Consider the following 13,770-nt stretch of genomic DNA (forward strand, 5'->3'; position numbering starts at 1 on the left):
GGTGATGTCGATGATCTCGTAGCGTGCGAACAGCCCGTCGGGCGTGGCCACCTCCGCGCCCGCATCCACCTGCCGCGCGGTCGGACCCGCCGCCGGAAGGACTGAGCAGCCCGACACCGCAAGCGCGGCGCACAGGGCCAGGGGGAAAGCGCGCATCCAGGATCGCCCGTCTGTTTCGCCGAGTTCGCTGCCTAGCTCAAACCCGGGCCAGAGTCCGTATCCGGTTCGCCACAGTGGAATCGCGACGCCCATGCACGTGCCGTCATCCCCGGTGCCCACAGGCCGGCCCGCATGCGGGGCCTCTTGCGCCGGCACTGATGCAGGGAAGGCACGGCCGGGTCGGACGACCCGCGCGCAGTGTGAAACTCAGCATTGCGACCGGCCGGCCAATTGCCGCGACGGTTCTACTGGAAGATAGATCCGGTCAGGTGTTTTCGAGATCTCTCCTGAACCGCATGCGTACAGTCCTGGCCTATACACCGCCCGACCTCCAGGAGGCACGGCCGGGCGTCGTCAGCCGGCGCCTCGTCTTTTTCCTTGCGGGCTACGATCCCGAGGCGCGCAGCCGCTACCGGATGCTGTTCGTGCGCGAGCTGCTGCTCTCGGCCCGACGCTTCGGCGAGCCCGCGCCGAAGCTCGGCCGGCTGAGCGAGGAGGCCGGGGGGCTGTCCCAGGTCTGGCAGATCGGCCCCCGTCCCGAGATCGGGGACGCGGCGGTCGATTACGAGGTGCTGCACTGGGACGACCTCGTGGTCCGCGACGGGCGGCGCCTGCGCCTCGTCAATATCGGGCTGCTGGTGGTCGGAACCCTGCACGCGCTGGCGGTCGGCCTCCTCTGGCGCTTCTACCGCTTCAACCACCGCTACGGGAACGTGATCGTCTATCCCTTCGTCATGGTGGTCGCCCTCGCACTGATCTCGGGCCTGATCGCGGCCCTGGTCCATCCGCATCTCGGCAGCGGGTTCGCCCACAGCCTCGGGCTGCCGCTGGCCCTCTCGCTGCCGCTCGCCCTCGCCATCGGCGTCGCCTGGATCGCGGCCATCGACCGCCCGCTCAACCGGATGTTCTTCTGGCTGCTCCTGCGCAGCTGGGTCTTCCATTGGCAGCACGGCCAGGGCTGGCGGCCCGATTACGAGGCGCGCCTCGACGCCTTCGCCGAGCGCGCCGCCGCCCGCATCGCCGAGGCCTGCGCCTCCGACGAGCCGCCCGACGAGATCCTGCTGATCGGCCATTCCACCGGCGGCCTGACCGCCGCCGAGCTCGCCGCGCGGCTGCTCGACCGGATGCCCGATCTCGGCGAGACGGGGCCGGCCCTGTCGCTCGCCACCCTCGGCTCGGCGCTGCCCCTCGTTGTGATCCAGCCGCGGGCGGTGCGCCTGCGGGCGCAGGTCGCCCGGCTCGTCGCCTCGCGCCGCCTCGTCTGGTGCGACTTCCAGGCGCCGCAGGACTGGATGAACTTCCCCGGCTTCAACCCGGTGCTCGATGCGGACCTGCCGGATGCCGGCGGCACGACCGCCAACCCGATCGTGCGCTCGGCCCAGTTCAAGCGCATCCTGACGCCGGAGACCTACGCGAAGGTCCGGAACCGGCCCTTCCGCATGCACTTCCAGTTCCTGATGGCGAACGAGCTGCCGGGCGAATACGACTATTTCCGCATGGTGCTCGGGCCGCAATACCTGCGCGACCGGGCCCTGCAGCCGATCATCGGCCCGGAGCCCGTGCGGACACGGCGCTGATGATCCCGGAGGCGAGAGGGCTCGGCCCTCTCGCGGGTCCAGGGCGGAGCCCTGGAAGACGTCGGGGCTTTGCCCCGACACCCCACCAAAGGGATGGTCCCTTTGGGATCCCGGGATTTCGGTCCGCTATTTCGGGAATGCCCCGCTCGCCGAATCCTTGCTCAGGGGCTTGTCACCCGGCTGCACGCCGTTCTTCGAGAGAATGTAGGCGGTGATCGGGTCGATCTGGTCGTCGGCGAGGGAGCCCGGCGTGTTCTGCGGCATCTTCTCGTGGATGTAGGTGCGCAAGTCCGCGACCGGCTTGCCCGCCCACTTGTCCTTGAACGCGTCGCCCACCAGCGCTGGGCCGGTCGCGCCCTGAAGGTTCGGGCGGTGGCACTGGGCGCAATGGTTGTTGAACTTGGTGTGGCCCTCCTCCGCCTGCTGGGCGGTGAAGGGGCCGGTGGCGGCTTGTGCCGCGCAGGCCGCGAGGAGGCCGGCGGCGAGGGCGAGGGCCCGCACCGGGCGGGTCTGGAATTGTCTCAAGACGTGCTCCCTCCGTTATGGGGCGCAGCTGGGCGCGAGGGATCCGACGGGAGCCGGGGCCCCGCGAAATTCGCGCGTCCATGCGCCGCTTGGTGTCGCCCGGACGCGTCGCCAGCCGGGCCGTGGGGGCTCAACGTCCGGATCTGCTGATTGGTCTCATTCCAGATTGCCTTTTTTGCCTGATTATCCCGTGTCGAACACGCAGATTGCGCCGTGCAATGCAGCAAAGCGCCGGCTTTCTACCTGTGCAGCTGCGGGAAGGACTGGGATGGCGCGGCTCCGGAACACGGCACAGGCTGCTCGTCCGGTCTTCGACTGCTCCGCGCCGAGACGGATGCCGGTCCGAGGCACGGGCGTGCGAGAAGGCGATGACCCGGAGCCATGCCCGGCGCGACGATGCCGATCGCTACTCCAGGTTTCATTGCATCAGGCAAAGGCTTTCGTAACGCAGCGGCGCTAGCCTCCCTCCGTTCGCCAACCTGGAAACCCGTCCCGGATGCAAGCCAGCCTCGGAATGCCGGAGAGCACTCGTCTCCCCGTCCCGGATGCGGCCCGCGCGCCGGAGGCGCCGCGCGCCGTGCGCGCCGACGACCAGCGCCGCTACCAGCGGGTCCGGGTGGCGCTGCTCGGCCGCTTCATGCTGAGTGACCGCCGCGAATATCCCTGCCAGACGATGGACATGTCGCCGGGCGGGGTGCGCGTCGTCTGCGCCGTGGCCGGTACCGTGGGCGAGCGCGTGGTGCTGTATCTGGAGCAGATTGGCCGGATCGAGGGCGTGATCGTGCGCCACGCCACCGGCGGCTTCGCCGCGGCGCTCTCCGTCTCGGCGCGCAAGCGCGAGAAGATCGCCTCGCAGCTCACCTGGCTCGCCAACCGCGAATTGCTCGGCCTGCCCGAGGGCCGCAGCCACGAGCGCATCACGCCCAAGGCCCCCGCCGTCGTGCTGCGTCTGGAGAGCGGGCGCGAGGTCGCCGCCCGCATCATCGACTTCTCGATGTCGGGCGCGGCCATCGCCTGCACCGCCCGGCCCGCCATCGGCTCGGCGGTCGTCGTGGGCCGGACGCCCGGGCGGCTGGTCCGCTTTTTCGAGGGCGGCTTCGGCGTGCAGTTCCTGCTGCCGATCGATCCCGACCGCTTCCACGACGGCATGACGCTCTGACGATCTCTCCGGAAGCGCTGCGGAACGACGGCGCTGCGGAACGACGGCGCTGCGGAACGACGGCGCTCCGGACCGAAGGCCTTCGACGCCGCGCCCCATGGGGCGCGGCGTTTGCGATTCCGGGATGCAGCGCGGCTCAGGGTTTCCGGCTCCTGAACGGAAAGACCCGATTCCGCCGCATCCGCCGAACGTCCGGTTCGGCGTGTGGCGAGGCCGCGGTTCCGGCGGTTCCGATCGATAAAATTGCGCGCATCCGCTTCAGCGCGGCGGAGGGTGCGCGGCGGCATCGTGACCACACAGACGGAGTGGTCGCCATGCGCAGCGGGTCGTTTCTGAAGGTGGTCGGGTTCGCCGTCGGCGCGCTCTGCGCCACGCTCGGGGCCGCGCAGGGCACCGAGAGCCTGCCGTCGATGCCGGCGATCGAGGCCGGGGCGAGCCCGCTGGGCGCGGCCAAGCCGATCGCGGCCTGGGTGGGCTTCTGCCAGTCCTACGCCGCCGAATGCGCGGTCGACACCGCCGAGGCGGCGCGCATCACGCTGAACGCGTCGACCTGGGCGCAGATCGTGGCGGTGAACAAGCGGGTCAACAAGAGCGTGCGGGCGATGACCGACATGGACCATCTCGGCGTGCCCGACCGCTGGGACCTGGCCGAGGACGGCATCGGCGATTGCGAGGACTTCCAGCTGCTCAAGCGCCACCTGCTGGCCGCGGCCGGCCTGCCCAAGCGCGCCATGCGCATGACGGTGGTGATCGACGAGAAGGGCGAGGGCCACGCGGTGCTGACCCTGATCACCGACCGCGGCGACCTCGTGCTCGACAACAAGACCAGCCAGATCCTGCCCTGGCACCGCACCGGCTACGTCTTCATCAAGCGCGAGAGCCAGGACGCGGTGGCGTGGGTCTCGCTCGGCGGCGTCACCTCGCCCGCCATGACCGCCAACCGCTGATCCCTTGCGCCGCCGGGGCTCCGCCCCGACGCGTCGTCGAAGGGATGATCCTTCCGGGAACCGGACCCGTCAGGCGGCCTGCGGCAGCGGGGCCTGGCGCAGGCGCGACACGTAGGTCTCGATCCGGCCGACGAAGGCGGCCAGGTGCGGGGCCACGCCCCGCAGGCTCGCGAGGTCGCGCAGGAGGATGTCGAGGGCCAGCGCCCGGTCGCCCTCGGTCGGGCAGGTGGCGGCGAAGCTATCGACCGCGTATTCGGCGAGGCCCATTGCCCCGGTCCGCCCGTCCTCGGCGAGGGCGCGGATCACGTGCTGAATGGGGGGTTGCATCGGAGGATCTGTTCCTGAACGCTGGTGGCCGGAATCTTGCGAGGCCGTGACGCCTCTCCGGTGTCGAATCACCGCGCGGCGTGACCCCGTCTCAAGCCGGCAAACCGGCTGAGAATCAAGGGGCGGCGGCGCTTGCGCGGAGCACGCATGCGGATCGCGCATGACGTGCCTGCGACACGATGGCAGCGAAGCCACAACGTTTTAATTTGGAACCGAACGCCCAGTGGCGCGTTAATTCGCCCTTCATTTTCGGATTGAGCGCCCGGCGGCGTCATGCGACCTTCATCGGCACGTCATCCGTGCGGTGGGGCTGCGGGCATGCGGCACGCAATGGTCCAAGGATTGTCCGAGATGCTGACCGCGCCGGCCTGGAGCTGGTGCGACGCCCCGCGCCGGCTCGGGCGTGCGGCGAGCTTCGTCCTCGTCGGCACGATCCTGATGCTCGGCGGCGCGACCACGCAGGCCCATACCGGCCCTGCCCTGCCCGAGGCCGGGCTCGGCGTCGAGATCGGCCCGGCCGCGCGCCCGACTGCGGCCTGGACCGAGTTCTGCGCCCGGATGCCCGACGAATGCCGCGTGGACCCGAGCGAGCCCGCCACCATTCCCCTCGACCTCGCCTCGTGGCGGACGCTGACGAGCGTCAACCGGCGGGTCAACGCCCGCATCAAGCCGCTCACTGACCAGGCGCATTGGGGCGTCGTCGACCGCTGGGACTATCCGGATGACGGCTTCGGCGATTGCGAGGACTACCAACTCCTCAAGCGGCGCATGCTGGTGGAGCGCGGCCTGCCCCGCCGCGCCCTGCGCATGACGGTGGTGATCGACGATATCGGCGAGGGCCACGCCGTCCTGATGGTCCGCACCGACCGCGGCGACTTCATCCTCGACAACAAGACCAACGCGGTCCTGTCCTGGCGCAAGACCGGCTACGCCTACATCAAGCGCGAGGGCCAGGACGGCGCCGCCTGGGTCGCCCTCAACGGCGGCACCTCGCCGGTGGTGACGGCCAACCGCTGAGATCCGGGGACTCGATTAAGGGATCATCCCTTTTGTGGCTCCAGGGGCAAGGCCCTGGACCATGCCGGGGCTCTGCCCCTGCACCCCCGCCAAAGGGATGATCCCTTTGGGATCCCGAATGTCGTCACACCCCTGCGATGATCCCGGCCAAGCGCAGGGCGAGGCTGCCCGAGAGCAGGCTCCAGCCGCAGGCGATCATGGTGGCGAGCATCACGAAGGGGATCGGCCGGCCCTCGATGCGGCGGCCGCGCACGGTGTTGCGCAGGATGATGAAGGGCGCGCTGAAGGCCAGCATCGGCAGGGCCGCCGCGGCGACGACGCCGCCCCGCTCCAGCAGGCTGAAGCTCGCCCGCCGCGCGGTGACCATCTCGTAGGCGCTCGCCAGCAGGCCCGACAGCGCGAGCCCGATGCAGAGTGTCTGGATCGAGTCGAGGGCGGCAGGCGAGAGGTGCATGGACGCGCGAACTCCGTGAGATCGCGCGCAGCCTAACGCAGATGTTTACGAAACGTTAAGCACTGTTCGGAGGCAGGGTTAATCCGTGCACAGGCGGCAAAGGCCTGGAGAGGGGCCGGCAAGGGAAAAGGACCAGCCGGCGCCCGGGTCTCAATCCTCGAGGTCGATGTCGAGGATCGGCATGCGGAAGACGAAGGAATCGTCGCCGTCCTCCTTGTCGTCGGCGATCACGCCGATCGACTCGTCGCCGATATAGACCTCGGCCGAATCGGCAGCCTTCATCGCCGTGATGCGGATGTTGTTGTTGGCGAACTTGCGGCGCAGATAGTCCTGCAGCTTCGCGATCTCGGATTTGGTCACGCTGTCTCGTCTCCTTCGCCGCGCGGGACATCGCGGCCCGGTATCCCGGGCCCGATCGCACCGCGCTCGTTTCGTGACGCGCTCGAAGGCCCAGGAGGCCGCTTCGGCATCGAGGGCGGAGCGCTCCGGGGCGTCCGGGGGCGGCTTGCCACGACGGCGCGCGGGCGGCAAGCGCGCCGCCCGCGACGGGGCAACCGCCGGGGAGGCGGCTCCGTTCACGGGCTCGTTTCGGCACCTTATCGAGGGTCGGGCCGGGATCAGATCCCTTCGCCGACGTGGATGAACTGGTCCATGCTGACGAGCTGGTCCATGGCGCGGGCGGGCTCGGCGCAGCCGGCCGTTCCGACGACGCGGGCCGGCACGCCGACCACCGTGGTGTTCGGCGGCACCGGGCGCAGCACCACGGAGCCGGCCGCGACCCGGGCGCAGGCCCCGACCTCGATATTGCCGAGGATCTTGGCGCCCGCGCCGATCATCACGCCGCGGCGGATCTTCGGGTGGCGGTCGGCGCCCTGCTTGCCGGTGCCGCCCAGCGTCACCCCGTGCAGGATGGAGACGTCGTCCTCGATCACCGCGGTGGAGCCGACCACGAGGCCGGTGGCGTGGTCGAGGAAGATGCCCCGCCCGATCCGCGCCGCCGGGTGGATGTCGCACTGGAACACCTCCGACGACCGGCTCTGCAGGTAGAGCGCGAGGTCGCGCCGCCCGGCATTCCAGAAGTGATGCGCGAGGCGGTGTGCCTGGATGGCGTGGAAGCCCTTGAAGTAGAGCACCGGCTCGATCGCCCGGAAGGTGGCGGGGTCGCGGTCCATCACCGCGACGATGTCGGCCCGGAAGGCCTCGCCGATGCGCGGATCCTCGCTGATCGCCTCGAAGAAGCCGTGGGCGACGAGCTCGGCCGGCAGGGACGGATGGCCGAGGCGCGCGGCCACGCGGTGGGCGACGGCGGCTTCGAGCGTCTGGTGGTTGAGGATGGTCGCGACGATGAAGGAGGCGAGCTGCGGCTCCTCGCGCAGCACCTGTTCGGCCTCGCCGCGCAGGCGCGACCAGACCGGATCGCAGACCGCGAGCTCGTCGCGGGCGGGTTGATGAAGCTGGCTGACGGCAGGGCTTGCAGTCATGGCGGACCTCGACATCTTCGTCGCGCGCCTCGCGCGGGGCGGTGTCGGGCCGGCGTGCCGGCCGGACCCGGTCCGCTGCGACGCTTGCGGGAAAGAGTTCTATCTCAAAACCGGGCGGCGCGCACGGATGATCTTGTTGCGGCGCCTACAGGCGGATGAAAACGTCTGCCGCCCCGGTGGCGAGACCCTAGCGTGGGGCTCCACCCCGGCTCGATCAAGGGGCCGGGGCGCACGGGCGGTGACGGATCGCTGCGCTGCGAAATCGCGATGCGGCTACGGGGCGGCGCGCTCGGCGAGGCCGAAGCGGGCCTCGATCGCGGCGGTGAGCCGGTCGACCATGGTCGCCACCGGCACGTCCGAGGTGTCGACGGTGGCTTGACAGCGCGCGTAGAGCGGCTCGCGGCTGGCGAGCACGGCGCGCAGGTCCTGCAGCGCCGCGGCATTGTCGCCGGCGGCAGCGAGGGTGGCCTGGCCCTGGTCGCGCACGCGCTGCATGTGCTCCTCCGGCTTGGCCCGGAGCCAGACCGTGTAGAAGTTCTGCAGCAAGAGGTCGTAGGTCAGCGGCTCGGCGACGATGCCGCCGCTGGTCGCCAGGATCATCGGGCCGGGATGCTCGGTGAGGCGGCGGAGCGCCGCCTGTTCCAGGCGGCGATAGCCCTCCTGTCCGTAGATCGCGAAGATCTCGCGCACCGAGAGGGCGCTCTCGCGCTCGATCTCGCCGTTGAGCTCCACGAAGGTCCAGCCGATGCGCTCGGCGGTGAGCCGCCCGAGGGTCGACTTGCCGGCGCCGCGCAGGCCCACCAGGGCGACGCGTTGGCGCACGGCTCCGTCCGAGGCGCCGCTGCCGGAGAGCGCGATCTTGGCCGCGGCGACCTGGGCCTGCGAGGCCTGGGCCAGCAGGTCGCGCACCACCGGCCAGTCCGGCACTGCCTCGGTCCCGGTGATGAGGTCGTCGAGGCGCACGCCCATGGCGTTGGCCACGCGCCGGAGCAGGATGATCGAGACGTTGCCCTGCCCGCCCTCGAGCTGCGCGATGTAGCGCTCCGACAGGCCGGAGGTGTGCGACAGGGTCTTGCGCGAGAGCCCGCGGACCGTGCGCGCCTGGCGGACCCGGCGGCCGAGATCCGTCAAGAAGAGTGATTCCTGTTCCTCAACGCCGCTCATGGCGCCGTCCGCCTTCCTCAAGAATGGTGCCGTGATTGCCCTGGACCGAGGCCGGTGCCGAAGGACCCGCCCGATCCGCAGCCTCCGTCCCGGTCAGCTGGCGGCGGCGCGCCTTCCGGTCCGGCCGTCGCCACACGGCTTTGCTGCAGCGCAGCGATCTCGGCCGACTATGTGTTGCCCCGGGCCGGGAGGGTCAAGCACCCTCGGCCGGAACGGCGCGAATAACTTCGTCTCTCTCGCCTCAGGGCTGGGCCTGCGGCGGCAGCGCGGCGGCCTCCTGTACGGGAGCCGGCGCCTTGCGGGCCGCGACCGCCGGTCGCAGCACCGCGGCGAGCATCTGGACGGAGGGCCGGCGCGGGGGCAGCGGAACCTCGACGGTCTCGGCCAGGGCCTGATCCTGCGGGCCCGCCGCCGGGGCGGCCGGTGCGGGAGCGGCGTGCGCGGCGGCCTGTTGCTGCGGCTCGGCGACGGCAGGCTCGGCCAGGGCGGCGACCTGGACGGCGGCGGCGAGGGCGGCCGGGCGGCGCGGCGGCAGCGGCACCTCGACCGTCTCGGTCGGGGCCGGCGCGGCGGCGGCGGCAGCCTGGAGCGGCGGGGGGAGGGGCGGGGGGGAGGGGAGCGCGGGGCCCGCGGCGGCGAGGCTCGGGTCGGCGGCGGCCGGCGTGCCGGTGAACAGGCTCGCCATGGCGCTCGCCGAGGCGGCGACCGGGGCCACGACGGCGGCGACCTCGGTGGCGACGCCCTGGCGCTTGGCCGCGTAGTAGTAGCCGCGATTGTAGTAGGTGTAGGCCTGGGTCAGGTTGCCCCGGGCGGTCTTGTAGGCGCCGGCGAGATAGGCGACGCCGTAGCGCAGATTGGTCTCGGGATCGTAGAGGCCGGCGGCGTCGCCCGTATAGCCGAGGCCCTTGGCGGTCGCGTGCTTGATCTGCATCAGGCCGAGCGCGCTGCCGCCCTTGGCGCGCGGATTGTAGTTGCTCTCCCGCTTCACCACCGCGTGGATGAAGCTCGCGGGTACGCCGTTCGCCTTGGCCTGCTGCTCGATCAGCGCGTCGATGTTGTCGCGCGCGCCCGGCTGCTGGGCGAGGGCCGCGGCCGGCGCGGCCGCGAGGGCGGCGGCGAGGATGAGGCGTTGCATTCGAGACCCGGCTTGTTCTTTGCCGGATCTTGGTCGTGGCGAAATGAGGCCGGAAAGCGGCCCCCCCGCGTCCGCCTGTGGGCGGCCCGCTCACGGCCACGCTCTTGTGCCCCTGGCGCAACAGGCCGCGCGCGCCGCGTTTCAGCTGTGTTTCTTAAGCGAGAATCAGCTCTGCCACGGCCTGGGCGAAGCCATCCGCCTCGTTCGAGGCTGTCACCGCGCCAGCGGCGGCCTTCACCGGCGCCTCTGCATTGCCCATCGCCACCGAGAGCCCGCTGCGGGCGAACATCGCCCGGTCGTTGCCGGCATCGCCGAAGGTGGCGATGCGCGATTCGGGAATGCCGAGATGGGCGGCCATCCAGGCGACGAAGCCGCCCTTGTCGCGGCCGGGCGGGGTCACGTCGAGATAGTAGGGCTGCGAGCGGTGGACATGGGCCGCCTGCCCGAGGGCGGCGGCGAGCTCCGGCTCCTCGTCCGCGAGGCGGGCGTGGTCGCGGCCGACGCCCACGAGCTTCGAGGCCGCGCCGAGGAGCGCGTCGAGATCCCCGCTCACCCGCGGCTCGGCCTGCAGGGTGCGCCGCTCCAGGTCGGTATAGGGCGCGTCCGGGTCGCGCAGCCACCACGCCCCTTGCGCGAACACCCAGAGGTCGAGCCCGGCCGCGCGGATGCGGCGGGCCGCCGCGCGGGCGGCCTCTTCCGGGAGCAGTTCCGCGTCGATGACCGAGAGGTCGGGGGCGACTACGCTCGCCCCGTTGAAGGCACCCATCGGCAGGCGGAGACCGAGCGGCTCGACGAGCGCCGACAGCCCGATCGGCGGCCGCGAGGAGGCCACGGTGAAGCCGATCCCCGCCGCCCCGAGCCGCCGCACTGCCGCGACGGTGGCCGGGGTCAGGCGCTTGTCGCCGGTGACGAGGGTGCCGTCGACGTCCGAGATCACGAGGTCGACCGTGCGGGAATCGGCGCTCATGCCGGGCCTCCCGGGCGCACGGCCGCGACCACCCGCGCGGCGATCCGCTCCGGCGGCTCGGCGATGCCGACGACGATCGGGTTCTCGTCCGGCCCCGGCGGCTCCAGGGCGGCGAACTGGCTGTCGAGGAGGGCTGGCGGCATGAAATGGCCCGCCCGCTGGGCGAGCCGCGCGGCGATCAGCTCGCGGCTCCCCTCCAGATAGACGATCCGCACCGCCGGGTGGCCGCCGGTGAGCGTGTCGCGGTAGCGCCGCCGCAGCCCCGAGCAGACCATGACCGCCGGGTCCGCCGCCGCCACCCGCGCGGCGATCCAGGCGGCGATCCGGGCGAGCCAGGGCGCGCGGTCGGCGTCGTCGAGGGGGAGGCCGGCCTGCATCTTGGCGACGTGCTCCGCGCTGTGGAAGTCGTCGCCGTCGGCGAAGCTCCAGCCGAGGCGCCCGGCGACCAGAGCGGCGACCGTGCTCTTGCCGCAGCCCGAGACGCCCATCACCACGAGGACCAGCGGCGGCACGGAAGCGGTGGGATCTGGCGGCACGGCGTCTCCTCCGGTCGCCATCATTCCTAGGGCGGCGGCGCGGCCGGGCCAGCCGTGCCGTCCTACAGCGCGAGCGCCGCGTCCACCTCCGGGCCGCGCCCGTGCTCGCGCAGCATCGCGGCGATGTGCGGGCGCGCCTCGAGCTGGCGGGCGTGGAGCCGCCGCACCGCCGGCGTCAGCGGGTCCGTCCGGCCGAGCAGCGCGTCGGCGAAGCCGGTCATGCGGGTGTTCGGCCAGGCGGGCTCGCGGAGCGCGTGCAGGCGGGCGACGAGGGCCTCGGCCGACACCCCGGGATCGGCCGCCGCGAACAGGATCAGCAGCGCCGCCGTCGAGCGCGACAGGCCGTAATGGCAGTGGACGAGGAGATGGGCCGCACCGTCGAGGTCGCGCCCGAAGGCGAGGATGCGGTCGATGTCGGCGGGCTCCGGCGGCACCAGGCCGGGTCCCGCCTCCAGGCAATCGTGGAAATGCAGCGTGGTGCGGTGATGCGCGTCGTAGGCCGAAAAGGCCGCGGGCTCCGGCGTGCCGGGATCGAGCAGCGAGAGGACGTGGCTGACGCCGCGCGTGCCGTGGCCGGCGAGCTCCTCCAGGCCGCAGACGGTGTGGAGGGTGACGGCGGGCGTCTCGGTCGGGGTCAGGGTCATGGCCCGGCAGGGGCTAGCACGAAAGCCCCCCGGGTTTCGAGACCGGGGCCGGACGTGATAGGGCCGCCCCGTTCGCGGGAATCGTGAGGGCCCGGGATCGCTTCGCCGCCCGTCCCCGTTGCCTGCGGGCCGACCAACCCGGTCCCGGAACGAGGTGGCATGACGACCCTGCAGAGACGCGCCCTTCTCGCGGCCGGAATCGGTGCCGCGGGCACCTTGAGCACCCCGGCGATCGCGCAAGGGGCGCCGGAGCTGCGCTGGCGCCTGTCCTCGGCCTACGCCAAGACCCTCGACATCCTGTTCGGCGGCACGGAGACTCTCGCGCGCCTCGTCGCCGAGGGGACCGACGGGCGCTTCCAGATCCAGCCGCTCGGGCCCGGCGAGCCGGTCCAGCCGGAGGGGCTGATCGACGCGGTCGCCACCGGCGCGGTCGAGATGGGCCACGGCCCCGCCTCCCTCGGCACCGCCAAGGACCCCGCCTTCGCGCTCGCCACCGCCATGCCCTTCGGCCTCAACGCGCGCGGGCAGAACGCGTGGTGGAACGCGGGCGGCGCGGCCGACCTCTTCGGCGAGGTCTTCGCCAAGCACGGCCTCGTGGCGCTGCCCGCGGGCAATACGGGCGCGCAGATGGGGGGGTGGTTTCGCAAGGAGATCAAGACGGTCGCCGACCTGCAGGGCCTGAAGATGCGCATCGGCGGCCTGGGCGGGCAGGTGCTCGCCAAGTTCGGGGTCGTCCCGCAGGCGCTCTCGGGCCCCGAGATCTATCCGGCCCTGGAGGGCAAGCGCCTCGACGCCGCCGAGTGGATCGGCCCCTATGACGACGAGCGCCTCGGCCTGCAGAAGGTCGCGCCGGTCTACCACTATCCCGGCTTCTGGGAGGGGGGCGCCATGCTCCACCTCTGGATCAACGCCGAGAAGTGGAAGGCCCTGCCCAAGGCCTACCGCGCGGTGCTCACGGGCGCGGCGGCCCAGGTCGGCGCCGAGATCCAGGCGCGCTACGACGCGCGCAACCCGCAGGCGCTGCGCCGCCTCGTGGCCGGCGGCGCGCAGCTGCGCCCCTTCCCGCAGGACGTGATGGAGACGGCGCTCAAGCACGCCAACGACGTCTATGCCGAGATCTCCGGCAAGAGCCCGGATTTCCGCCGCATCTACGAGGCGGTGAAGACCTTCCGCAACGAGGAATATCTCTGGTTCCAGGTGGCGGAATACACCTACGACAACTTCATGATCCGGGCCCGCGCGCGCGGATAGAGCCGGGAATGCGGCCAAGAAAAAAGGCCACTCCCGAAGGAGCGGCCCGAAGTCTAGGGAGGAAACGCCCAAAGAGGGCAGCGGGAACGCGACGCCATCGCGGTCCCGCGATGCACAATCTGAACCTCGCTCGCGGAAATGCAAGGGCATCGGGGCAGCAGGCCTGTCGCTTCGAGTGCGTTTCGACACATCGGTATGAAGCTGTCTCCAAAATGTCGCAGCCCGGCGGGCCCGGTCCCGGAGGAAGACGACCCAGGATGAACGGGGCGGGTGCCCAGTCACCGATCCGTGAGGTCAATCTTCGCCGATCCGTACGGCCAAGCTTCCTCCTGCGGTGACTTGCCCGGGTGGCCCGCACCGCCTGCGAAAGCGCGCGGCGGCGCGGATTCATCAGGACGCGCATCCCATTCGGCGGCCCGCGCTCTAG

The 13,770-nt window shown here is 71.6% G+C and carries 15 protein-coding genes and 1 pseudogene; 5 read left to right on the forward strand and 11 right to left on the reverse strand.

Annotated features, from left to right (window positions below; all coding sequences use genetic code 11):
* Nucleotides 1-252: pseudogene (locus tag MTDSW087_RS30830) on the reverse strand (hypothetical protein); the annotation flags it as partial.
* A 203-nt stretch (nt 253-455) separates the two neighbouring features.
* Between MTDSW087_RS30830 and MTDSW087_RS15255 the strand changes: the two are divergent.
* Complete coding sequence (locus MTDSW087_RS15255; RefSeq protein WP_144765325.1) at nt 456-1,736, forward strand: alpha/beta hydrolase; 1,281 nt, start codon at nt 456-458, stop codon at nt 1,734-1,736.
* 126 nt (nt 1,737-1,862) lie between these two features.
* Here the strand turns inward: MTDSW087_RS15255 and MTDSW087_RS15260 are convergent, their stop codons facing one another.
* Nucleotides 1,863-2,261 carry a c-type cytochrome gene (locus tag MTDSW087_RS15260; protein WP_238179699.1) on the reverse strand — a complete coding sequence of 133 codons (399 nt, stop codon included), beginning with the start codon at nt 2,259-2,261 and terminating at the stop codon, nt 1,863-1,865.
* Between the two features lie 496 nt (nt 2,262-2,757).
* Here MTDSW087_RS15260 and MTDSW087_RS15265 point away from each other — a divergent pair, with 496 nt between their 5' ends.
* Together MTDSW087_RS15265 and MTDSW087_RS15270 are read left to right on the forward strand one after the other, a co-directional pair.
* Nucleotides 2,758-3,420 (forward strand): PilZ domain-containing protein, encoded by a 663-nt coding sequence (locus tag MTDSW087_RS15265; RefSeq protein ID WP_280525271.1) that lies wholly within the window; start codon nt 2,758-2,760, stop codon nt 3,418-3,420.
* Between the two features lie 314 nt (nt 3,421-3,734).
* Nucleotides 3,735-4,367: a transglutaminase-like cysteine peptidase gene (locus MTDSW087_RS15270; RefSeq protein WP_144765327.1), complete on the forward strand. Its 633-nt coding sequence runs from the start codon at nt 3,735-3,737 to the stop codon at nt 4,365-4,367.
* A gap of 69 nt (nt 4,368-4,436) precedes the next feature.
* On the opposite strand, the gene MTDSW087_RS15275 is transcribed toward MTDSW087_RS15270, so the two are convergent.
* Nucleotides 4,437-4,694 carry a hypothetical protein gene (locus MTDSW087_RS15275; RefSeq protein WP_144765329.1) on the reverse strand — a complete coding sequence of 86 codons (258 nt, stop codon included), beginning with the start codon at nt 4,692-4,694 and terminating at the stop codon, nt 4,437-4,439.
* Between the two features lie 318 nt (nt 4,695-5,012).
* Here MTDSW087_RS15275 and MTDSW087_RS15280 point away from each other — a divergent pair, with 318 nt between their 5' ends.
* Complete coding sequence (locus tag MTDSW087_RS15280; protein ID WP_144765331.1) at nt 5,013-5,711, forward strand: transglutaminase-like cysteine peptidase; 699 nt, start codon at nt 5,013-5,015, stop codon at nt 5,709-5,711.
* Nucleotides 5,712-5,835: 124 nt separating this feature from the next.
* Here MTDSW087_RS15280 and MTDSW087_RS15285 read toward each other — a convergent pair whose 3' ends face one another.
* From MTDSW087_RS15285 to MTDSW087_RS15320, 8 genes are all read right to left on the reverse strand, one after another.
* The gene (locus MTDSW087_RS15285) at nt 5,836-6,165 is read right to left on the reverse strand and encodes a DUF6949 family protein (RefSeq protein ID WP_144765333.1); all 330 of its coding nucleotides are present in this window, start codon (nt 6,163-6,165) and stop codon (nt 5,836-5,838) included.
* Between the two features lie 150 nt (nt 6,166-6,315).
* Nucleotides 6,316-6,525, reverse strand: a complete 210-nt coding sequence (locus tag MTDSW087_RS15290) for a DUF3126 family protein (protein ID WP_144765335.1) — start codon at nt 6,523-6,525, stop codon at nt 6,316-6,318.
* A gap of 257 nt (nt 6,526-6,782) precedes the next feature.
* Nucleotides 6,783-7,646: a serine O-acetyltransferase gene (gene cysE, locus MTDSW087_RS15295; protein WP_144765337.1), complete on the reverse strand. Its 864-nt coding sequence runs from the start codon at nt 7,644-7,646 to the stop codon at nt 6,783-6,785.
* 273 nt (nt 7,647-7,919) lie between these two features.
* A complete protein-coding gene (locus tag MTDSW087_RS15300; RefSeq protein WP_144765339.1) occupies nt 7,920-8,810 on the reverse strand; it encodes a helix-turn-helix transcriptional regulator in 891 nt (296 codons plus the stop codon).
* Nucleotides 8,811-9,051: 241 nt separating this feature from the next.
* Nucleotides 9,052-9,945: a lytic transglycosylase domain-containing protein gene (locus tag MTDSW087_RS15305; protein WP_144765341.1), complete on the reverse strand. Its 894-nt coding sequence runs from the start codon at nt 9,943-9,945 to the stop codon at nt 9,052-9,054.
* A gap of 154 nt (nt 9,946-10,099) precedes the next feature.
* Entirely contained in the window at nt 10,100-10,912 is an 813-nt protein-coding gene (locus tag MTDSW087_RS15310; protein ID WP_144765343.1) for a Cof-type HAD-IIB family hydrolase, read from the reverse strand.
* Nucleotides 10,909-11,472 (reverse strand): gluconokinase, encoded by a 564-nt coding sequence (locus MTDSW087_RS15315; RefSeq protein WP_373322053.1) that lies wholly within the window; start codon nt 11,470-11,472, stop codon nt 10,909-10,911. Before MTDSW087_RS15315 ends, MTDSW087_RS15310 begins: the two co-directional genes overlap by 4 nt.
* 38 nt (nt 11,473-11,510) lie before the next feature.
* On the reverse strand, nt 11,511-12,092 hold the full coding sequence (locus MTDSW087_RS15320) for a tyrosine phosphatase family protein (RefSeq protein WP_144765347.1): 582 nt from the start codon (nt 12,090-12,092) through the stop codon (nt 11,511-11,513).
* 159 nt (nt 12,093-12,251) lie between these two features.
* Between MTDSW087_RS15320 and MTDSW087_RS15325 the strand changes: the two genes are divergently transcribed.
* Complete coding sequence (locus MTDSW087_RS15325; RefSeq protein ID WP_144765349.1) at nt 12,252-13,343, forward strand: TRAP transporter substrate-binding protein; 1,092 nt, start codon at nt 12,252-12,254, stop codon at nt 13,341-13,343.
* Nucleotides 13,344-13,770: the final 427 nt, after the last annotated feature.

It is taken from the genome of Methylobacterium dankookense (assembly GCF_902141855.1).
Taxonomy (GTDB): Bacteria; Pseudomonadota; Alphaproteobacteria; order Rhizobiales; family Beijerinckiaceae; genus Methylobacterium; species Methylobacterium dankookense.

Excerpts from the sequence above, each read along its gene's own strand:
- MTDSW087_RS15285 (WP_144765333.1), bottom strand. The coding sequence starts at position 6,165 with ATGCACCTCTCGCCTGCCGCCCTCGACTCGATCCAGACACTCTGCATC.
- MTDSW087_RS15315 (WP_373322053.1), bottom strand. The coding sequence starts at position 11,472 with ATGATGGCGACCGGAGGAGACGCCGTGCCGCCAGATCCCACCGCTTCC.
- MTDSW087_RS15325 (WP_144765349.1), top strand. The coding sequence starts at position 12,252 with ATGACGACCCTGCAGAGACGCGCCCTTCTCGCGGCCGGAATCGGTGCC.
- MTDSW087_RS15305 (WP_144765341.1), bottom strand. The coding sequence starts at position 9,945 with ATGCAACGCCTCATCCTCGCCGCCGCCCTCGCGGCCGCGCCGGCCGCG.
- MTDSW087_RS15320 (WP_144765347.1), bottom strand. The coding sequence starts at position 12,092 with ATGACCCTGACCCCGACCGAGACGCCCGCCGTCACCCTCCACACCGTC.
- cysE (WP_144765337.1), bottom strand. The coding sequence starts at position 7,646 with ATGACTGCAAGCCCTGCCGTCAGCCAGCTTCATCAACCCGCCCGCGAC.
- MTDSW087_RS15280 (WP_144765331.1), top strand. The coding sequence starts at position 5,013 with ATGCGGCACGCAATGGTCCAAGGATTGTCCGAGATGCTGACCGCGCCG.
- MTDSW087_RS15310 (WP_144765343.1), bottom strand. The coding sequence starts at position 10,912 with ATGAGCGCCGATTCCCGCACGGTCGACCTCGTGATCTCGGACGTCGAC.
- MTDSW087_RS15275 (WP_144765329.1), bottom strand. The coding sequence starts at position 4,694 with ATGCAACCCCCCATTCAGCACGTGATCCGCGCCCTCGCCGAGGACGGG.
- MTDSW087_RS15255 (WP_144765325.1), top strand. The coding sequence starts at position 456 with ATGCGTACAGTCCTGGCCTATACACCGCCCGACCTCCAGGAGGCACGG.
- MTDSW087_RS15265 (WP_280525271.1), top strand. The coding sequence starts at position 2,758 with ATGCAAGCCAGCCTCGGAATGCCGGAGAGCACTCGTCTCCCCGTCCCG.
- MTDSW087_RS15270 (WP_144765327.1), top strand. The coding sequence starts at position 3,735 with ATGCGCAGCGGGTCGTTTCTGAAGGTGGTCGGGTTCGCCGTCGGCGCG.
- MTDSW087_RS15300 (WP_144765339.1), bottom strand. The coding sequence starts at position 8,810 with ATGAGCGGCGTTGAGGAACAGGAATCACTCTTCTTGACGGATCTCGGC.